Raw genomic sequence first — 20,379 nt, forward strand, 5'->3', positions numbered from 1 at the left:
CGCTCGTTCACCGTAGCCGATCGGTGATCCACCCGCCAATTCCTTGCGGCAGGTAGATGAGGACGACGATGAGTAGCGTTCCGTAGATGATTAGCCGTCCGTCCGAGCTGAACCGAAGAGCGTTGGGAACGAGCACGACAACGGGACTGCCGAAGATGCTCCCGAGCGGAAGATTCAGTCCACCAATCATGCCGGCGAGGATGATGTTGATACTCGTGTGTAGATTGAACATGGTCGGGGAGATGTAGCCGGTGAGCGGAGCATACAGACTGCCGGCAAGGCCACAGGTCGCTCCGGCGACGGTAAACGAGAGCAGGCGATACCGGTGGGAATCGATCCCGACCGACTCAGCCACCGTAATGTCTTCCTTGATCGACCGGAACGCCCAGCCGAATTTCGAGCCCAGAACGTGCCTGAACGAGAGATACGAGAGGACGAATACAGTGACGACAAGGTAGTAATAGAGGTGGTCCGCGGGAACGACCCGGGTTAGTGCGGTCGGGAATAACGAGGGGCTCTCTAGACCGGTGCTTCCGCCCGTGAATTCGGAAAACAGGTTCAGGGCGATGACGAACAGTTCGTTGAACGCCAGGGTTATGATACCGAGGTAGATGCCACTCGCACGAGTCGCTGGCCAGCCGAGAACGTACGCTGCGCCGGCAGTGATACCGACGGACAGCGGAATAGCAACGACGGCGGGAATGCCAGCCGTGGTCAGTTTGATAAACGAGTAGGCCCCGATGCCGAAAAACGCCCCCTGGGAGAGGATGAGTTGGCCGGCGTACCCGATGGGGACGATCGCCGCAAATGCGAGGACAGCGTACAGGAATACCAGCGTCAGGTCGAACAGCAGTGACGATTCCAGCATGTAGGGCCACACGAGAAGCAGGAGTCCGACGACAACGAGAAGCCCTTTGCGGTGAGTCGTCAGTATCGACCCGACGCGACCCAGAGCGGAATCAATGGTTGACACTGTGATCACCCCAGAGACCGCCCGGTTTGAGCGTCAAGACGACGAAGAGAACGAGAAACACGGCGAAGATTCGGTACTCACTGCCGACTACGGTAGCGGTGAAGCTATCCACAATGCCGATGATGAGGCTGGCGACGATTACACCGATGAAACTCCCGGTCGTACCGACGACGACGATGGTGAACGCGAACGCGGTCAGTGAGACACCGAGCGTCGGATAAATGGTAAAGAGCATGCCGTAGAGCACACCGCTTACCCCCGAGAGCAACGCTCCCGTTCCGAACGTCACCGTCGAGATACGGTCGAAGTCGATGCCGATCATCTCGGCGCCGTGACGGTCGTTTGCTACCGCCCGCATCGCTAATCCCATGTACGTGTACCGTGTGAAGAGATAGAGCGCGACGAGGAGGCAGACGGCTGTCACGCCCGCTGTAACCCGGAGGAGACTCAACTCGAACCCGAGGACGGTGATCGAACCCAGGCTCGGTCCCTCGATCCTCGAGAACCCACCGAACAAGATCCGGAGTGCGCTCTCCGAGATGAGCGTCAATCCGAAGGTGGCGAAAAACGAGAGGAGCAGGAAGTTGTCGCGGCCGTAGAGCTTCGCGATGACGAGACGCTCACTCGCGACACCGAGGACGAACGTCACCACGAGTCCGGCCAGTACGGCGGTCAGTAGTCCGAACCCGTGGCCCAGTAGCCCGACGACGGTGAAACCGGCGACAGCGGCGAACTCCCCCTGTGCGAAGTTCGGGACGCCGAGAACGCCAAAGATCAGCGACAGACCGACTGCCGTCAGTGCGAGGAGACTGCCGAAGATGATGCCGTTGACGACGATGAACACCGCGGTCTCGATGACTGCCATCAGGCACCCCCGAGGTACTGTTCTACCACCGACTGTTTGTCGAGCATCGCTACAGCGTCGTCTCGGTACGTAATCTCCCCGTTCTCCAAGAGGCACCCTCTGTCCGCGATTTCGAGGGCTTTCCTGGCACGCTGTTCGACGAGTACGACCGAGACGCCGTTTTCGTTTATCGTTGTTATCTTGTCGAACAGTTCGGGGATGAGAAGCGGCGCCAGCCCCAGCGAGGGTTCGTCCAACAGGAGAACCCGTGGTCGTTTCATCAGGCCTCGTCCGAGCGCGAGCATCTGTGCTTCGCCACCGCTCAGCGTACCTGCTTTCTGGTCCCGTCGCTCATCTAGTCGTGGAAATAGATCGTAGATCCGCTCGAACGACGATTCGACGTCGTCCCGGGACAGATATGTTCCGAGTTTGAGATTCTCTGCGACAGTCATGTCGCGAAAGAGGTTTCGCTTCTCGGAGATCAGTGACACGCCCTGTGCCACCCGCTCGTTCGGTTCGACCGTCGTCAGGTCCGTTTCACCGAGGCGTATCGATCCCGAATCAGGTATGATAATGCCCATCAGCGCCCGCATGAGCGTCGTTTTCCCGGCGCCGTTCGGACCGATGATCGACAGGAGTTCGCCTTCGTATAGTTCGAACGATACATCTCTAAGAACCTGTACTTCGCCGTATCCGGCGTCGAGACCGTCGACGTTTAGCACCGGTCGCTGTTGTGTTTCCTGCATATCAGGTACCAATGTACGCCTCCTGCACTCGTTCGTCGTTCAGTACGTCGGACGGCGATCCAGCGGTCATAAACGTACCCTCGTTCATCACGACGACGTCGTCGCACATCTCGCGAATAGCGCTCAGGTCGTGTTCGACGACTAGAAAATCGACGTCGAACTCCCGGTGGAGTTGCTGGATGTGTTCGATGAGGGTTGCCTTGTCCGTGGGATTCAGGCCGGCCAGTAGCTCGTCCAGCAGAACAAGATCGGGATCGGTCAACAACGCTCGACCGAGGTCAACGTGCTTCCGTTCGGTCATCTGGAGGTTCTCGGCAACCGTCGACCGCTTCTCCGTCAGGTCAAGCACATCTAACGTCCGTTCCAGGCGCGAGTCCGTCCCATCGGTCTCCAGTGAGCCGAACGCCTCGGCGACGCGGAGGTTCTCCTCTACCGTCAACGACTTGATGGGATGTGGCGTCTGGAACGTCCGGGCGATGCCGGCGTGGCAGAGTTCGTGTGTCGCGCGCCCCATGAGGTCGTCACCGTCGAAGATGACGCTGCCCGAATCAGGCGAGAGTACACCCGACACTACGTTGAACAGCGTGGTCTTGCCAGCACCATTGGGCCCGATGAGTCCGGTGATCGCATCGGCCTGTACCGTCATCCCGAATCCGTCAAGTGCGACGATCCCCCCGAACCGTTTGGTAATGTCTTTACAGCGAAGAAGTGGATTCATGGCTCTACTTATGGGGAAATGACGTCGCTCGTGAATTGAACCTCGTTCCGGATGGAATCACCTTGCTGGACCCACTCGTTTACTAACATCCGGTACTCTTTGTTGTCACCAGCCTCGCTGAATGAAACGTCCCACCCCGACGCGGCGGAATAGCTCATACCGGCGAGTTCGTCCCGGATTGCCTGCGGTTCGAGTGAGTCGGCGCTCTCCATGGCTTCAGCGATCATATGTACCGCGTCGTAGTTCGGGAGACTGAGAGCGTCCATCGGCACGTCGAACTTCTCTTGCATCGTCTCGGTCGCACTGGTCGCTCGGTCGTTCGAGAGGTCGACACCCCAGTTGTGTATACCGCTGATGTCCTCGCCAAGTGCACTCTTGTACATTTCCGTCCCGTACGAGTCGTGGCCGATGACCAAGTCCACCTGGTCGAAAACCCCCTGACTTCGCGCCTGCTCGATCAGCGTCGGTCCGTTCCCCCCGGGGAACGGGAAGAACATCGCATCGGTGGCTTCTGTGTCGACGTTCCGGAACTCCGGGACGAAGTTGTTCGTCGATATCGGCACGAGTGCTTCGTGCTCAACACTGAACCCATACTCCGACGCGTTCCCGTTCATGAATTCGACTGCGGACCGCCCCATCGAGTAATCGGCGCCGATGATCCCGATACTACCGACGTCCTGTGACTGGAGGAATTGTGCGACGCCCGTTAACTTCTGATTGGTATCCCCGGTCAACCGAAACGTATAGTCGTCCTGGTCCGACGTGATACCTGGATCTACCGAGATGGCCGTCATAAACGGAACCTGCTCCTGTTCAGCGAGTTCGCTCACCGCGTTCGAGACGTCACTCGAGAACGTGCCGGTGATGACTGGGATGTCGTCGTCGATCATCGTCTGCACGACGCTCCGGGCCTCTTCGGGCGAGGCTTGACCGTCCTGGTCGACAAGTTCGATAGGGTCGTCGCGTTCCGCGTTGACCTCCTCGATCGCGACTTCAGCCCCGCGCAATCCAGCCGTCCCGGACGGTGCGAGCGGCCCCGACTGCGGCGTTGGGAGCCCGATCGCAGCCTTGTACGACGTTCCACTGAGTGGATTCGTACAACCTGCGACACTGACTAGCGCCCCTGTTACCGCTGCTCTCTTGAGATACACCCGCCGATTGGTACGTGTACGCATACCCAGACCAACTTCTTGCCTCTTACATTAATATTTCCCTCAAATAAAAGGAGAGCAATATATTCTCGGCTTAGCGTACGTTCGAGGACGTGCCGAATGCGGCTGCCCTCCAGTTGTTTTGGCGATTTGTATAATTTATATTACAAACCAAATATAAAATGAGGGATTGTTTTCTCCTATTCTACACGGCATAGACAGTACTTTCCGTGACAGCCGACTGTTCTGCTGCTATGGCAACGAACAATTCATAATTCCCAGATATTGGCCACTTCATTGATGGGGAGGGGCGAACAGTACGAGCAGCCGATACGAACCGCTGGATGTCAATTCCGACGTGACCGCGACCGCCTTGTGGTTGCACCAGTAATGCCACTGTGATCCGGACGGATCGATCGTCGCTTCGAATCGATTGCCGGACCGGAACGGACGTATGCTGTTGTCTCGACGATGCTGTTTTGCCGTCCCGATTCGTACACGACGTATGCCCGTCGAGACGGATTCCGAAGTACGAGAGATACTCCGACAGAAAACGGTCGCCGTCGTCGGCTGTTCGTCGACACCAGGCAAAGACGCCCACGAGATACCGAAGTATCTCCAGTCGCAGGACTACGAGATTCTCCCTGTCAACCCCTATGCAGACGAGGTCCTCGGGCGGCCGACCTTCGATTCGCTCTCCGACGTCGACGAGGACATCGATGTTGTGGACGTATTCCGGCCAAGTGACGAAGTGAGCGGGATCGTCGACGAGGTACTCGACCGTGACGACGTCGACGTCATCTGGCTTCAACTCGGCATTCACGACGACGATGCGGTTGCGCGAGCAGAGGACGCTGGCGTACGAGTTGTCCAAGATCGGTGTATGAAACCCGAGCACCAGCGGCTGCTTGCGTCGCAGTGACGGGCCGTCGGCGATACTGACTGGCAGCAAATACTTTCAGGCGGTCCAGGCCGAAGGCCGGAGGCTCGATCCCGTTGATGAAGCCGACAACCCGCAAATTAATCCACTACGTTACAACATTTCGATAGAGTGGTGTACTGAAACTTACCGCGTCTGGCGTAGTCGGCGAAACCTGGCCGGGTCAGACACGCTGCCATCGCCACCGAGTAGGTTGGAGAGAATAGTATTTCCGCGAAACAAGGGAGATGCGAGAATATCGCGGATCGAAATTCTCCTAAGCGGTTCTCCTTTGCGTTGTCCCGTCTACGGGCCGAGTGAAATCGTCGCCGAGGACCTGATTCGATTTGACAGGATCACACTGACATCGTTACCCTGAAACGTCGACTTGACGTAAATCGCGTCAATGACCGGCCTTCGTCGTCGTGTGTTTGCTGTCTGGCGAGAAACGCTTTCGCTCTCCTGGCCGGTTGCAGTTCAGGAGACGCTGAGTACGCTGATGCGGACTGTCGACATCATTGTTACCGGCTTATTTTCGCCTGCGGCGGTCGCGGCCGTCGGAATCGCCGACCTGTATGCACAGATTCCGATGCGGATCGGATCCGGACTGGGCGCGGGCGCAATCGCGCTCTCGAGTCAAGACACTGGGCGCGATGCGGAGGTAACGCGAGATCGAGCGATCACGCAGGCGATCGGTATCGGCTTTCTCGTCGGACTTCCGCTCATCGTCGTCGGCTATTTCCTCGCTGATTCGGCAATGGCCATTCTCGGGGCCGAGTCGGAGGTAGTACGACTCGGCGGCCTGTACCTGATGGTCATCTTTGCTGCTGCGCCGATGCGTATCGTGGGACTCACCAGTTCACGGGCGTTCCAGGGAACTGGCGACACGGTGACTCCGATGTACATTAACGCCGGTTCGAACGCGGCTAACATCGTCCTCTCGGTCGTCCTGGGACTCGGGATCGGGATGGCCCCGACGCTCGGCATCCTCGGTGTCGGACTCGCGACGGCGATCAGCCGAACCGGTGAGGCGGTCGCGTTCGTGCTCGCCATCCTCAGCGACCGCTCGGATCTGTCGTTCGTTCGATCGGCCGATCCGACGGTCATGTACCAACTCGTGACCGTCGCCGTTCCGAACGTCGCCGAGGGGATGACGACCTCCGTCGCGAGCTACCCGTTCAACGCGTTGTTGCTCGTGTTCGGTACCGAAGTGATCGCCGGCTACCACATTGCACGACGGATATATCACCAGACCACTGGACCGCTATATCGGTCGTATAGCGTCGCTGCGAGTATTATCGTCGGGCAAACCCTGGGCGAGGGTGACGCCGACCGAGCGCGGTTCTCGGGGCTCGCGATTACTGCCTTCGGGGTTATGACGCTCGGGACCGCCGGGATCGTATTGTTCGGAATCGTGGAACCGCTCACCTCGATTTTCTCCAACGATCCAGAGGCAACTCGTCACGCGGCGGCTTTCACCCGCGTCTACGGGATCATGCTGTTTTTCGTTGGGGTTTTCTTCCCGGCAGCTGGCGCGCTGCGTGGGGCGAGCGACACGAAAACGCCGTTTTACGCGCGACTGACTGGCACGTTTTGTTTCATGCTCGCGTTCTCGTACGTCACCAGCATCGTGCTCGGATACGGACTCGTCGGCGTGTATGCCGGAATGATTCTCACGTACGTCTGGTGGGCAGGCGTCGTACTGGCCGGCTTCCTCTGGGGTGACTGGGCTGGAAAGGCCGAATCGATGATGACCGAACGCTCGATCTCCTCGAACTAATCTGTAGCCGCCATAGGGTACGGCCCGCCGACGGAGGACGGCCCACCGGTGGCAGACGGGAGACAGTTACGAGACGGTCGTTTTGATTTCGATCAGGTATCCGAACGGATCCCGGACGTATACGGCAGGGGCCCGGCCAGTCGCCCCGAGCGGATTTCCGACCCGTTCGATCTCGATATTAGCGTCGCTGAGCCGCTGCTCAACCTCGTCGATCGGTTCATCGACGACGATCGCGAAGTGGTCGAACCCGTTGCCGTCCGGCGGGGTGAACGATTCGACGGGACGTACGTGGACGAGACAGCGGTCGCTGAGACGAAACGAGAAGATGGTTCGGTCGCCGTCCCGGTACGCGTCGAGGTTCTCTGGCTCGAATCCCAACCCGTCCCGATAGAACTCGATCGCCTCGTCGACTCGGCTCGAGGGGATTCTGATATTCACGTGATCGATAGACACTGCGTCCATACTGGTACTTGGTAGGTTAGCCCAAAAAAGGAGATGGTTGCAGCAGGGTACAAGCGGAGGTGGCCACAGCGGGTTACGACGCGACTCCGAGGTACTGATCCATTTGCTTCGTAGGATCGCTAGACGAGGCTTGATTTCGGCGTTTTCACTAACGCCACCGCTGGTCGAAAACCGATACACCGCGGTTGATTCTACTGATATCTAACCATTCGACGAAGATTGTAGACGGCACATTTGAGCACCATCTCGCGGAATTCGAGGTGCCAGCTTCGCGCACGCACGGCGGAGCCGAGCGTGCGCTTGATCGACGAAAAGACAGTCTCAACCATCCAGCGGCGGTTGTACCAGCGGCTGCTCATCCGGGCGTTGTGCGCCCGGTCGAGCGAGGAGTAGATCCGGTGTTTGATCAACGGTCGGATGCGATCAAGATGAAGATCGTCTCGGAACGGCTTTCCATCGTAACCACGGTCAGCGGCCAGTGACCGCAGGTCCTCGGCGTTTCGCCGAGCGACCTGCGGACCAATCTTCACGTCGTGTTTTTTCGTGGTCGTGCAGTGAACGTCGTAGACGTACAGCGTTTTCACGTCCACGAGGGCGGTGACTTTGAGCGAGCGGACGCGGTAGTGTTTTCGCGTCGCGTAGTACCGCGAGGGCTGGTCGCGGTCGAAACCAGTCGAGTCGATCGCGGCATGGCCAGTGCGTTTCTCGGCTGATTCGCCGAGAAACGCACGATAGGTCTCCACCGAGATGGTTTCAAACCAGTCACGCAGGACGGTAAAATGCGGAAGCCGCGTGAGGCCGATTTCGTCGAGAATGCCGGGCATTTCGCTCAACAGATCGATCGTCTGGCGGTAGGATTTCCCGAGCTCGATCCGCAGTGCTTGTAACGTGAGCATCGCCCACTCGGCGAACCCGCCGACCCCGCAGGGGGTGGCGGGTTCGTCCGGATTCTCGACAACGTTTTTAGCTTTCGCGACGATTTCTCGGGTGAGGAGACGGAATTCGGATACCAAAGTAATCCGTCTCTTCGCTTTCTACGAAGATAACGGGATTGGGGCGACGCCGTCTAGCGATCCTACAGAGCAAAAATAACCTAAGATCTACCTCTTAGCTCTCAAGCGTTGACTGTCCATAAGTTGTGACTATTGCACCTGTGTGACCAGTATTAAATCCTTATCTAAGTCACTTGGCTAAGAATCATATCTAAGATGTATAGTTAACATGCTTCCGACGGTAGAAAATCTTCGCGAGTTCTCTTGGTCGTACCGAAGTTCAATACTTCTTGAGTATCCTGACCACGATTTGAAGACAGTGACGACCAGAAGTAATCACTCACTGTTAGTGCAGTGGCACTGTCTAGTTCCGCACCTCACCAACGGGCGTTCGACCGTTTAGCGCTTGATTCGGCCGATCGTGGTTATAATGATGTCTGAACCGACTCAGCCAGCGGCGAGCGCTGGCTGGACTGCCCCGCCAGAACGAGTGAAAGCGGTCAATCCGCATTGAGACTGTCTGAAACCATTTTTCGATGTAGTTTCGCTCGCTGTAGTCGAGCTGACCGCTCAATTTGCGACGAGCAAGGGCAGTCAGATAGCCGCCAGCATCGACGAGAAACTCTGTCTCGTCAAGTTCGTGTTTCTCCTGTAATCGGTGGAGAAACGCCGCCGCGGGGTCAGTCCCGCGGCGGCTGAAGACGTCGATCTCCAGCAGCAGCTTTGATTCTGTGTCGATTGCGGCGTATAGCCACTTTTTCTCGCCGTCTACCACGATCTGTTTCTCATCGACCGCGACCCGCGACGGCGTCGCCGTCGGCGGCTCGCTCTGTGCCTCCGACAGTATATGCGTCCAGTTCCAAATCGCGCCGTGAGACCGGTCAACGCCGAGTAATTCGAGCACTGCGACGACTTCCCGAACCGACAATCCCATCGAATGGAGACGCACCCCGAACACCCTGCGGGTGTCGGGGTGCGCTCGTTCTCCCAAACCTCATCACAATCCACGTCTAAGCTCTCTCTGAGCAGGTCGGCGAGTTGCATGAGCACTTCTCGCCACCACCTGCTCGTTCCTTATACTCTCATCTAGACAGTGCCGCTGTAACTAATGATCACCGATCTGGAAGAAAGCGAAAGCTCTCAGAAAAAGAGCAACAAAAATTCGAAGAGGCTGTCCACGACTCACCCGAAGAAGTCGGGGTTGACGCGCCGGCGTGTAATGAGTGACGGAAGTTATGGGCATAGACTGAGACGGGCGAGTAATGGGAGGAGACCGGCGAGGCGATCTTGTTCGTCATCTAAGTGAGCAGGAGTTGGATCGGCTGCTGGACGAAGCAGACGATCCAAAGATCATCAAGCGACTCACCTTTGTCAAACGTCTCTACAAGGGAGCAACGTACGAGGAAGCAGCCGACGACGTTGGCAAATCTGCGTCGACTGGAAGTCGCTGGGCGCGTCGATGGAACGATGGCGGACTTGGTCAGTTGACACCGAACTTCGGGGGCCTTCCGCCCCCGAAGCTCGGTGACGAGGAACAAGAGCGTCTGTTAGAACTTCTCCGGGAGGGGCAACCCTGGAAAGCACAGGAAGTTCATCAGCTCTTGGACGAAGAGTTCGGTGTAGAGTACCATCCGGATTATCTCGGTCGATTCCTCCGGAATCTCGGACTGTCCTACGCTAAACCACGTCCAAAGCGCCCCTCTCGGCCAGAAAACGCAGATGAAATCCTCGAAGAACGCGTCGCAGACGCGTTCGACGAGGAGACAGAGACGGCACATAACAAGCGTCCTGATGATGAGGACGAAGGATGGGTCCTCGACGACGATATTTGCACGGATGGGGGAACTGTCGTCGGTTTTTGTGATGCTTCGCATCCACAACCATACGACAATTCGCATCGACTGTGGTACGTTGATGATCCGACACTGGAACGACCGCTGGTGAAGCTTGACGAACCAGCGGTCGGATGCTATACGCTCAACGGCGAAAGTGTCCTGACGTTCCCTGAAGATCAATCGAAAGAGAACATCTGTGCGCTATTGGAGCAAGTCCGCGAGCAGAATCCGGGAACGCGGATTCTGCTCGTCTTGGATAACTTCTCGTCTCACATCTGTGAACACACGCGCAAGCGCGCACATCAACTCGGTATTGATCTCGTCTTTCTTCCGGTCGGCTCACCGCACCTCAACCCGATTGAACAGGTCTGGAAAGTCCTCAAACGCACTGCCTCGCCAATCGTGGTGGCGAGCGAGAGCGCGTTCCGAACTCTCGCTCGCCGTCTCTTCGACACCCTTACCGACCGACTCGGATTTGCCAAGTCCTGGATCGATCAATTCCTCAGTCCATATTTGCAAAAGTTATCTTGATCATTAGACGCCGGCGCTCGTCCAGCAGTATCTCGACGAAACCTACGATGTTGATTACTCAATCCCGAGTTGCCGGCGGTTGCTCAAAGAGGCGGGATTGAGCTATCAAAAATCACGCCGCACAGCCGCTGAAGATGAGGCTGACGAACAAGAAACGTTCCACGAAGAACTCAAAAAAAAGCGGCGGGAGATGGACGCCACAGGAGTCTGTATCGATCAAACCAAGAAATCCGTGCAAATCGAGCCGCGTGCCGGGTGGTTTCCGCGCAGCACGCGGCCGACCGTCGAATTGTTCGAGTAACACGACTGGACGTGTCTCTTGGGCGCGATCACCGTCCTCGGAGATCGCTTTTTCTCTCGATTCGAAGAGTACGTGACCGCCGAACATGCGAAACATTTCATTCTTGCGTTATGCAAAGAGTTCGAAGATAACTTGATCGTCGTGTTGGATGGAGCGCCGTATTTCTAGGCGTCGGCCGTCACGGACCTGGCGGCCCGTGACGACCTCACCTTCGTCACGTTACCAGCGTATTCACCGGAACTCAATCCAGTCGAAGAGTGCTGGAGACAGCTTCAATCAGCTCTTAGCAACCGATTCTTCGACTCACTTTCTGAACTAACAACAGCGATCGATACCGCTCTTGATCAACTCTCTATTCCCAAAATGAGCAACTATTTCTAACTGCTGCTATAGCCCAATCTATCTCTGCGCTTTCTACCGAGATAACACAGTCGTAGCCGTCGCGTCTAGCGAAACTACTGGACCGTATATTTATATAGCCGAAGACAGAAATAATACGATAGTTATATTCCAACAGTGAATCTATATAACACACGACAGGGATCAACACTGTCCAAAGAGAGATCATGACAACTAAAGATAAAGGATTTGCAGACCGAAAGCAGTCATCGTTCGTTCAACGCGCACAGTCTGATTTCACGACAGTAGCATGGGTGTTAATACCGGTCGCTGTCGGCATTAACGTCATCGGTGGGACATTGACTAACGTATTACGCATCCCGTTGTATCTCGACATGATCGGAACGATTCTGCTCGCTTTACTCGCGGGCCCGTACGTCGCCGTCGTTGGCGGCCTACTGACGAACGTCGTCCTATCGTTCACAGCGTCGCCGACGTTACTTCCGTTCGGACTCGTTCAGGCGGCCGTTGCGCTCGCCGTCGGCTTTCTCGCAGTACGGGGCTGGTTCCGCATTCAGGAGGAGAAAGGCTATCTCAAACTCGTTGGCGTTGCGTTAGTCATCACACTGATCGCGGTCGTCGTGAGTGCGCCAATCGTCGTTCTCGTCTTCGGTGGCGTTACCGGCGGACCGACGAGCGTCGTAACCGGCGTATTCCTGGCGACCGGCCAGGAGCTTATCACCAGCGTCCTTGCGACTCAGTTCCTCATTGAACCGGTCGACAAGACCGCGAGCGTGTTCATCGCGTACTTCATCGCGAAGTCCGTACCCGAGCGGTACCGCCCATCGTTCGGTCAGAAGTCCATCTCATAGGGGCACCGGACTATCCGATGAACTCGTTACTAATTCCGGAGTTACTGCAATATGAGTGAAAAACATACAATACACGGTACCAATCTGAACGACGTCCTCGAAGAGGCCGAACAACCAGGTAACGTCATCGACTACCAGCCAGGAAATACGTTTCTGCACCGGCTCAATCCCGTCACGAAACTCGTCATCAGCTTGGGCCTGATCACAATCGCCTTTCTCATTCCCGACTTCCGGGCAGGTCTCGTCCTGACCGTACTGCTCGCGATGGTCGTGGTCGGCACAGGAGTGTACCGACCGATCGCAAAGGTACTCGCCGTTATCGGTACCCCCCTCGCGGTGGCGCTGATCGTCATTCAGGGGCTGTTCTATCCGGAGAACCAAACGCCATGGTACCGACTCAATGATGTACCGATCTTCGAGCAGATCATCGTTTACGAGGAAGGGTTGCTGTTCGCACTGCTGATCCTCTTTCGGATTCTGGTGTTGATGCTCGCGCTGCTCGGAACGATCGTCACGACCCACCCTAAGCGGCTGACGATCGCCCTGATGGAAAAACGGATGCCGAGCAAACTCGCGTACGTTTTCCTCGCCGCACTACAGTTCATCCCGCAGATGCGCCAGCGAGCGAACGCGATCCTGGACGCGCAGCAGGCACGCGGACTCGACACGAGCGCAAATCTCAGGCGTCGCGCGATGTCGCTGGTCGCCCTTCTCGCGCCGCTGTTGATTAGCATGCTGATCTCGACTGAGACCCGCGCACTCGCACTCGAGTCTCGTGGGTTCGCTCGTGAAGGGGAGCGGACGTACCTATTTGGCGTGCCCGACACGCCGCTCGATCGAGTGCTTCGGTGGGCGATGGTCGCCTGTGTGATCGCGGTTGCGGTGTGGCGGGTGATACTATGAGTCTGATCGATATCGACGATGTTACGTTCACGTATCGGACACAACCGGACGACGAACGCGCACTCGAGAACGTCACCTGTTCGATCGAACAGGGCTCGTTCGTTGGCGTCACCGGTCCCAGCGACGCCGGAAAGTCGACGTTCGGCCGGCTGATACCCAGCTACATCCCGAACTTCTTCGACGGTGACCTGTCCGGAACCGTTACCGTCGACGGTGTCGACATGCGCGAGACAACGATCGGCGAGCAGTCGATGAAAGCGGGGATGCTGTTCGAGAACCCGTTCGACCAGCTCACGGGCGCCAGTACGACCGTCCTTGAAGAGGTCGGTTACGGACTCGAGAACCTGGGCCTTCCCGTCGACGAAATCATCGACCGGACGAAGTGGAGCCTGGAACTCACGGGTATCGAAGAGCTCGTCATGCGAAACCCCCAGCGGCTGTCGGGCGGGCAGTCCCAGCGGGTGGCGCTCGCGTCGATCCTGGCGATGCAACCAGAGATCCTCGTTCTCGACGAGCCGACCTCACAGCTCGACCCACAGGGCTCCGAGGAGGTGTTCCACGTCGTGTCGAACCTCGACCGCGAGGAGTACACCATCGTGCTAATCAGCCAGGACCTCACGCGTCTGGCGCCGCACCTGGATCGCTTAATCGTGATCGACGACGGGCAGATCACCCACGACGGCGCGCCGGCCGATGTTCTCACGGATCCAACGATCGAAGACCAGGCCGTCCCCGTCCCCGATCCCGTAACGATCGGACAGCGGCTTCGCTCGCACGGCTACGTCGACGAAACGATCCCGGTTCCCGTGTCGGTGGACGACATCGTCGAGGAACTTCAGCCCCACGCCCCGACAACACGACCGACTGACGGATCGGCCGGTGGCATAACGGATGGCGGCGGCGCCAGCGCTGAGCGTTCCGTGACCAACGACGTCGGGATTCAGATGGACAGCATCGTCTTCCGGTACGACGAGGCGGTCGAAGCGCTCAGCGGCATCTCGCTCGAGTTGGAGGCGGGGTGCGTTTGTCTCATCGGGCAGAACGGTGCCGGGAAGACGACATTCGCGAAGCATCTCAACGGGCTACTCGAACCCACCGAGGGACAGGTGACTGTCGCCGATCTGGACACGCGCGAGCACCGCGTCGCCAGGATCGCACGAGAGGTCGGGCTAAGCTTCCAGAACCCGAACGACCAGCTCTTTCACGACACGGTCGACGAGGAGATCCGGTACGGCCCGGAGAATCTCGAGTACGACGACGACCGCATCGACGAACTCGTCGAGGACGCGGTCGAGCGCTTGGAACTCGAGGACGTCCGGGAGAAGAACCCGTACGACATGGGCCAGCCCAGGCGCAAGCGCGTGGCGGTCGCGTCGGTGCTCGCGATGGACACCCCGATCGTCGTCCTGGACGAGCCGACCGGCGGACAGGACGCCGCGGGGAACGAACTGCTCGGCGATCTCGTCGAATCACTCGTCGCGGACGGAGTGCTCGTCGTCGTGATCACCCACGACGTCGGCTTCGCCAGCCGGTACGCCGACCGGTTGATCGCGCTTTATAACGGCGAGGTGCTCCTCGACGGCTCGCCGCGGACGGTGTTCGGACAGCCGGACGTGCTCGAGCGAACCGACGTCTCGCCGCCAATCGTCACGCGAATCGGACAGCAACTCGGGCTCGAGGAGACGGTGCTGACGGTCGACGAACTGTTCGCACAGCTCGAAGAGGCGCCCGAAGCCTCCGGGTAGCGACTCGAGACCCCCCGTCTCAGGCGATCAGCTCTTCTATCAACTCGATCGAGTGTGGACCCTGAGCACGAGCTGGCTTGTCTCGAGCGTCGAGCCGGGGTCGTAGATCAGATTGAACCCGTTGGCGTCGGTCCCCACATCCTCGAGCGGGTACGAGAACTCAATCGATTCGATCATCGTGATCGATGGCGGCATATCCCACACACTTCGGAGCGGCAGTATAAGTGTTGAGGAAGGGTCCGATTCCGCCGACGACGCGGGCTGGTCAGAGCGAATTCCCTCGGCTCCTCGCGGTCGATGGGTTTTTGCGTTCCTCTCGTGATGGAGTGGCCAATGTCACTCCCAGCAGAATTGATCGGAAACGCGTACTCGGGGTCGCACGTCTGGAACGTCCTCAAGCAGCTAACGGCCGTGGAAGACCGATCCGCTGGAAGCGCCGGTGAGGCCCGGGCTGCGGAGATCCTCGAGACCGTGTTCGACCGATGTGGCTGTGCGGACGCGTCTACGCGAACGTTTTCGATACCCGGCTGGACGCGCGGACGGTCCGCACTCACGCTCCACGGGCCGGCCGACCAGCGGTACGAAAACGCCCACGAGGTTCTCACCCTCCCCCGGTCGCCGGCCGGGACGGTGACGGCGCCGCTGGTCGATATCGGGGACGGCACACCTGCTGACTTCGAGGGGAACGATCTGCAGGAGACGATCGTCCTCGTTTCGAGTCTGACCCCGAAAGACCACGATCAGTGGATCCATCGGACGGAGAAGTACTACCGTGCGATCGACGCGGGGGCGGTCGGGTTCGTCTTCTACAACGACCAGTCGGGGTGTCTGCCCGCAACCGGAAACGTCGGCTCCGGGGACGGTCCCGGCGCGATTCCCGCCGTTGGCGTCTCCAGCGAACTTGGCGCTCGACTCGTTCGCGCCTGCGGGTGTGAGCGGACGACCGCTACCCTCGACGTCGACTGTGAGAACGAACGCATGACCTCGCAGTCGGTCACGGCGACCCTCGGCCCCGATACAGAGCGTGAGGTGCTCGTGACGGCCCATCACGATGCACACGACATCTCCGAAGGAGCGACCGACAACGCCGCCGGCTGTGCGGTCGTCGCCGAGGTAGCGCGGTTGCTGGCGACCGTGGAGGGAGACCTCGAGACGCGGGTTCGGTTCGTCACGTTCGGCGCGGAGGAACTCCACCTCCTCGGAAGTGAGGCGTGGGCCGCGGACACCGATCCAGAGACGGTAACGGCGGTGATCAACCTCGACGGGATCGGCTCGTCGCGCGATCCGGTCGTCTCGACTCACGGCATCGACGCCATCGAAGCCACGTTCCGGGAGGTGAGCGACGAGCTGGGGGTACCGATCGAGTGCGATGAGGGTCTGGTTCCATGGGGCGATCAGTGGCCGTTCGTCTACCGCGGTATGCCGGGCGCGATGGTGTTTTCGAAAAACGAGGCCGACGCCCTCAGGGGGTGGGGACACACCCACGCCGATACCCTCGACAAGGTCGATCGACGCGACCTCCGGGAACTCGTGGTTCCGGTCGCGGCAGCGGTCTGCAAACTGGCCGAGACGGACAGGGAGGTCGACCGGCGCTCCCCCGAAGCGATTCGACAGAGCGCAATTGACGAGGGTCACGCCGACGGGATGCGACTGGCCGGTGTATGGCCTTGGGACTGACAACGGGTACAGCAGAGGGCGACGTTCCTCGAGCTGTCCGATAATCGGACCGCGAACGGGTCAGGAGGCCCCGACTCAGAAGAAACTCGGTCCTGGAACTTCGTCGTCGTCGGCCGTACGCCAGGTGTGTTCGGGCTGCCAGCCGAGTTCGACACGCGCTTTCTCCGTCGTATACACGGATTCCTCGCCGGAGACTGCACACTCCGACGGCAAGTCACCGAACACCGTCTCGATGGTTTCGGCAGTCGGTCGGCCGAGGTAGTTGTCCTCGGCGACCGCGAGATACGGTTCGTGGCCGTCAACGTTCGCGTCGATCGCCGTTCGGATGAGCGAAACGAGGTCCCGGATGTCGACGTACGACCAGAAGTTCCCCGACCGGTCTGCCATCGTTGGATCGAACGACTCGCGGATCGCCGTCGTGTCGTACCGACCGGGGTAGTTCACCCAGGACGGACGCACGGAGACGACCGAAATTCCGTACCGTCGAACGGCCATCCGGGCGATCTGCTCGCCGACGAGCTTCGACAGTCCGTAGGCGTCTTCGGGCCGGTACGGGTGCGACTCATCGATCGGGAAGTAGTCGGGGAGCCACACCTCCCGAGCGAACGCCGTCCCGTAGATGCTTTCGCTCGAGGTCCAGACCACGTCGGCCTCGACCGTTCCGGCCGCCACCAGTGTATTGTACGTGCACATCACGTTGTTCCGGAACGTCTCGGTTCCGGGTTTGACGCCCATACGCGGAATCGAGGCGCAGTGGACCACTGTGTCCGGCTGTGCCGTCTGGACGACTTCCCAGGTCTGTCCCTGGTCGGTCAACTCCGCCGCGTAAAACTGGGCGTTTGCCCGCGTTCCTGGGGGTCGTTCCACGTCCACGCCGATGACGTCGTGCCCCGCGTCGGCGAGCTTATCGATTGTCCAACTTCCGATCCCGCCCATTGCCCCGGTGACGAGTATGGTCATACACGAACTACTCGAAGAAACGCAAATAAGCGTCGGTTTGACATCCTCCTCCGCGTTCACGCGGAGGAATCCTGAGCGGTGGAGATTTCAGGTGTGCAGTTCCACCGACCCTCGACACGGTGCGAATCCGTGCGGGGGTCACGGACTGTGGCGGGTGGGACTGCTGGGAGTGCCAAGCCCCCGGTACTGGACTCCTATCCTCGACCGTGGTCGACCCTCGTGGTTGGTTGTGCCCGGCGAAGGTCGGGTAGGCTTCGACAGACTCGGAGTTACGTTCCGTGGTGCTTCCAGCAGTCGACTCCGCGTCACCCCTGTGAGGGGTGGGCGGTCATCGACTGGTTCCGATTAGTGTCTGATTGCGTGGGGCGGCCAGGCCGCCATCGTCGGACTGGCGGGAATCACTCTATTCCCTGCCTGATTCCTCCGCTCTCAGAGGGTTGCTTCCCACTTCAATGTATGGAAAAGAAATCTCGGACTGGTCATCGAAGCGTGAATTCCGTCCGAGTTGTCGTATCGGATTCATCCCGTGCCTAAACGCGCGGGTATTCTCCTCGCATCTCTATAACGGCAACCTGCTGGCCGGACGCCACACCGAACTGGGGGTTTAATACACACCGCTCTCAACGGAGGTTCGATATCAGGATGTCAACAGAGGTCATTATCGACTGCGATCCCGGTCACGACGATGCAATCGCGTTGTTGCTGGCGCTCCAATCCGACGAACTCGAGGTGCGAGGTGTCACGACCGTTGCGGGCAATCACACGTTGCCGAAAACGACCCGAAACGTCCTGCGGACGCTGACGCTGGCGGACAGAAAAGACGTACCGGTCGCGAGCGGCATGGCCGAACCAATGGTCAGAGAGCTCACGATCGCAGACCACGTCCACGGCGAGTCGGGACTCGACGGCCCCGGGCTCCCCGACCCTGGGAGCTCGCCGGTCGACGAGGACGCCGTCGACTTCATCGCGCGGACGGCAAGCGAGAGCGACGGGCTGACGCTCGTCCCGGTCGGTCCGCTCACCAACATCGGGATGTTACTCAAGCGGTATCCGGAGACCGAAGCGTCTATCGACCGGATCGTGCTCATGGGTGGCGGGATCTACGAGGGAAACATCACGCCCGCGGCCGAGTTCAACATCTTCGTCGATCCGGAGGCCGCCGACATCGTCTTCAGTTCGGAGATTCCGGTCACGATGGTCGGCCTCGAGGTCACCCGGTCGGCGCGCGTCGCGGTCGATGAGTTCGACCGGTTTCGAGATCTCGGCTCGGAGGTGGGAACCGTCGTCGCAGGGTGGCTCGAGTTCTTCCTCGAATTCCATCGCGATCAGTTCGGTTGGGACGGCGTTCCGATCCACGACGCGTGCGCCGTGGCGGAGGTTATTAACCCGGGCATCGTCGAGAGCGAGGCCATGCACGTCGCCGTCGAAACGGCGAGCGATCACGCCGACGGCCAGACGATCTGTGACAGGCGCGGTGTCCTTGACGAGGCGCCGAACGCCGAGGTCGGCGTCGACATCGATCGAGAGCGGTTCGTCGAGTTACTCGTGGACGCGCTCTCCGATTACTGACGCGCCAGTGGGCACACATCTGACGTCCTCACAGTAACTCTCGCGACGCGACCGTCCCCAGCCGGACGCCCACCACCAAGACTGATAACGATTACCATTCAATGATACGGAATATACGACAATGACGACGAAGCTACTCATTGACACCGATCCCGGCTGTGACGACGCCGTCGCGATCGCCGCTGCGCTGGCACACCCCGACCTAGAGGTCGTCGGGCTGAGTACGGTCGCTGGCAACACGACGCTCGAGAACACGACACGAAACGCCCACGCGATCCTGGAGCTCCTGGATCGGACGAACTTCCCAGTCGCCCGGGGATGTGATCGGCCGATCTCCCGCGAACTCGTCAGCGCGGAGGATGTCCACGGACCGGGCGGTATCCGGGGCGACCTTCCGGAACCGACGGCCGAGCCGATCGACGCCCACGGCGCCGCGTTCATCGTCGACCAGGCGCGCGAGTACGGCGACGATCTCACCATCGCCGCGGTCGGCCCCTGGACTAACCTCGCGACGGCGATGCTCCTCGAGCCGGCTCTGCCCGACATGGTCGCCAACATCTACCTCATGGGCGGGGCGGCGATGACCGGCGGGAATGTCACGCCTGAAGCCGAGTTCAACGTGTACGTCGACCCCGAGGCTGCGAGTCACGTCGTCCAGCACGCCCGACCGAAGATGGGTGGTCTCGACGTCACGAACCGGAGTACGGTGGCGGCCGAACTGATCGAGGACTACGCCGACCGAGACGCGCCATTCGATACGATCGCCGCCTGGTTCGGCTACGAGGACGCCGACGCGGTCCGCGAGCGGGGCATCGAAGACCCGCCGTCGGTCCACGACGCTGCCGTCGTCATCGACATCGTCGAGGACATCTTTGAGTACGAGACCTATCCCGTCGAGGTCAACACGGGACACGGCCCGTCCCGCGGCGCGACGATCTGTGACACTCGAGGGACGACCGGCGAGGAACAGACCGTCGACGTCGCCGTCGACGTCGATCTGGAGGCGTTCCGGACGACGCTGGCGGAGACGCTCGAAAACCTATGATGGACGCACCGTCACCG

The 20,379-nt window shown here is 59.4% G+C and carries 18 protein-coding genes and 3 pseudogenes; 11 read left to right on the top strand and 10 right to left on the bottom strand.

Annotated features, from left to right (window positions below):
* Nucleotides 1-7: 7 nt before the first annotated feature.
* Genes NJU76_RS24900 through NJU76_RS24920 form a run of 5 tightly spaced genes read right to left on the bottom strand, consistent with a single transcriptional unit; the run spans nucleotide 8 to nucleotide 4,456 of the window.
* On the bottom strand, nucleotides 8-973 hold the full coding sequence (locus NJU76_RS24900; protein WP_254533101.1) for a branched-chain amino acid ABC transporter permease: 966 nt from the start codon (nucleotides 971-973) through the stop codon (nucleotides 8-10).
* Nucleotides 960-1,838: a branched-chain amino acid ABC transporter permease gene (locus tag NJU76_RS24905; RefSeq protein WP_254533102.1), complete on the bottom strand. Its 879-nt coding sequence runs from the start codon at nucleotides 1,836-1,838 to the stop codon at nucleotides 960-962. The genes NJU76_RS24900 and NJU76_RS24905 overlap by 14 nt, the downstream gene beginning before the upstream one ends.
* Nucleotides 1,838-2,563 (bottom strand): ABC transporter ATP-binding protein, encoded by a 726-nt coding sequence (locus NJU76_RS24910; RefSeq protein WP_254533103.1) that lies wholly within the window; start codon nucleotides 2,561-2,563, stop codon nucleotides 1,838-1,840. Before NJU76_RS24910 ends, NJU76_RS24905 begins: the two co-directional genes overlap by 1 nt.
* A 1-nt stretch (nucleotide 2,564) precedes the next feature.
* Nucleotides 2,565-3,281 carry an ABC transporter ATP-binding protein gene (locus tag NJU76_RS24915; protein WP_254533104.1) on the bottom strand — a complete coding sequence of 239 codons (717 nt, stop codon included), beginning with the start codon at nucleotides 3,279-3,281 and terminating at the stop codon, nucleotides 2,565-2,567.
* An 8-nt stretch (nucleotides 3,282-3,289) separates the two neighbouring features.
* Entirely contained in the window at nucleotides 3,290-4,456 is a 1,167-nt protein-coding gene (locus tag NJU76_RS24920) for an ABC transporter substrate-binding protein (RefSeq protein WP_254533105.1), read from the bottom strand.
* Between the two features lie 481 nt (nucleotides 4,457-4,937).
* Between NJU76_RS24920 and NJU76_RS24925 the strand changes: the two genes are divergently transcribed.
* On the top strand, nucleotides 4,938-5,354 hold the full coding sequence (locus tag NJU76_RS24925) for a CoA-binding protein (protein WP_254533106.1): 417 nt from the start codon (nucleotides 4,938-4,940) through the stop codon (nucleotides 5,352-5,354).
* Between the two features lie 403 nt (nucleotides 5,355-5,757).
* The gene (locus NJU76_RS24930; RefSeq protein ID WP_254533107.1) at nucleotides 5,758-7,131 is read left to right on the top strand and encodes an MATE family efflux transporter; all 1,374 of its coding nucleotides are present in this window, start codon (nucleotides 5,758-5,760) and stop codon (nucleotides 7,129-7,131) included.
* Between the two features lie 66 nt (nucleotides 7,132-7,197).
* On the opposite strand, the gene NJU76_RS24935 is transcribed toward NJU76_RS24930, so the two are convergent.
* The 3 genes and pseudogenes from NJU76_RS24935 to NJU76_RS24945 all read right to left on the bottom strand — a co-directional run bounded on the left by NJU76_RS24935 (nucleotide 7,198) and on the right by NJU76_RS24945 (nucleotide 9,629).
* On the bottom strand, nucleotides 7,198-7,593 hold the full coding sequence (locus NJU76_RS24935; RefSeq protein ID WP_254533108.1) for a VOC family protein: 396 nt from the start codon (nucleotides 7,591-7,593) through the stop codon (nucleotides 7,198-7,200).
* A 191-nt stretch (nucleotides 7,594-7,784) separates the two neighbouring features.
* Entirely contained in the window at nucleotides 7,785-8,606 is an 822-nt protein-coding gene (locus tag NJU76_RS24940; RefSeq protein ID WP_254533109.1) for an IS5 family transposase, read from the bottom strand.
* Between the two features lie 343 nt (nucleotides 8,607-8,949).
* A pseudogene (locus NJU76_RS24945) lies at nucleotides 8,950-9,629 on the bottom strand (IS6 family transposase).
* A 54-nt stretch (nucleotides 9,630-9,683) separates the two neighbouring features.
* On the opposite strand from NJU76_RS24945, the pseudogene NJU76_RS24950 reads away from it, so the two are divergent.
* From NJU76_RS24950 to NJU76_RS24975, 6 genes and pseudogenes are all read left to right on the top strand, one after another.
* Nucleotides 9,684-9,800: pseudogene (locus tag NJU76_RS24950) on the top strand (IS630 family transposase); the annotation flags it as partial.
* Between the two features lie 47 nt (nucleotides 9,801-9,847).
* Nucleotides 9,848-10,951, top strand: a complete 1,104-nt coding sequence (locus NJU76_RS24955) for an IS630 family transposase (protein ID WP_254533110.1) — start codon at nucleotides 9,848-9,850, stop codon at nucleotides 10,949-10,951.
* Nucleotides 10,952-10,958: 7 nt separating this feature from the next.
* Nucleotides 10,959-11,633, top strand: a pseudogene (locus tag NJU76_RS24960) (IS630 family transposase); the annotation flags it as partial.
* 185 nt (nucleotides 11,634-11,818) lie between these two features.
* Entirely contained in the window at nucleotides 11,819-12,463 is a 645-nt protein-coding gene (locus NJU76_RS24965) for a hypothetical protein (RefSeq protein WP_254533111.1), read from the top strand.
* A 51-nt stretch (nucleotides 12,464-12,514) separates the two neighbouring features.
* The gene (locus tag NJU76_RS24970; RefSeq protein ID WP_254533112.1) at nucleotides 12,515-13,366 is read left to right on the top strand and encodes an energy-coupling factor transporter transmembrane component T family protein; all 852 of its coding nucleotides are present in this window, start codon (nucleotides 12,515-12,517) and stop codon (nucleotides 13,364-13,366) included.
* Complete coding sequence (locus tag NJU76_RS24975; protein ID WP_254533113.1) at nucleotides 13,363-15,111, top strand: ABC transporter ATP-binding protein; 1,749 nt, start codon at nucleotides 13,363-13,365, stop codon at nucleotides 15,109-15,111. The genes NJU76_RS24970 and NJU76_RS24975 overlap by 4 nt, the downstream gene beginning before the upstream one ends.
* A 39-nt stretch (nucleotides 15,112-15,150) precedes the next feature.
* Here NJU76_RS24975 and NJU76_RS24980 read toward each other — a convergent pair whose 3' ends face one another.
* A complete protein-coding gene (locus NJU76_RS24980) occupies nucleotides 15,151-15,306 on the bottom strand; it encodes a hypothetical protein (protein ID WP_254533955.1) in 156 nt (51 codons plus the stop codon).
* 138 nt (nucleotides 15,307-15,444) lie between these two features.
* Between NJU76_RS24980 and NJU76_RS24985 the strand changes: the two genes are divergently transcribed.
* A complete protein-coding gene (locus NJU76_RS24985; protein WP_254533114.1) occupies nucleotides 15,445-16,788 on the top strand; it encodes a M28 family metallopeptidase in 1,344 nt (447 codons plus the stop codon).
* Nucleotides 16,789-16,863: 75 nt separating this feature from the next.
* Here the strand turns inward: NJU76_RS24985 and NJU76_RS24990 are convergent, their stop codons facing one another.
* Complete coding sequence (locus NJU76_RS24990) at nucleotides 16,864-17,748, bottom strand: NAD-dependent epimerase/dehydratase family protein (protein ID WP_254533115.1); 885 nt, start codon at nucleotides 17,746-17,748, stop codon at nucleotides 16,864-16,866.
* Nucleotides 17,749-18,390: 642 nt separating this feature from the next.
* Here NJU76_RS24990 and NJU76_RS24995 point away from each other — a divergent pair.
* On the top strand, nucleotides 18,391-19,317 hold the full coding sequence (locus NJU76_RS24995; protein ID WP_254533116.1) for a nucleoside hydrolase: 927 nt from the start codon (nucleotides 18,391-18,393) through the stop codon (nucleotides 19,315-19,317).
* Nucleotides 19,318-19,438: 121 nt separating this feature from the next.
* Nucleotides 19,439-20,362 carry a nucleoside hydrolase gene (locus NJU76_RS25000; protein WP_254533117.1) on the top strand — a complete coding sequence of 308 codons (924 nt, stop codon included), beginning with the start codon at nucleotides 19,439-19,441 and terminating at the stop codon, nucleotides 20,360-20,362.
* Nucleotides 20,363-20,379 lie beyond the last annotated feature (17 nt).

Origin of the sequence: Natrinema gelatinilyticum, assembly GCF_024266705.1 — an archaeon.
GTDB lineage: Archaea > Halobacteriota > Halobacteria > Halobacteriales > Natrialbaceae > Natrinema > Natrinema gelatinilyticum.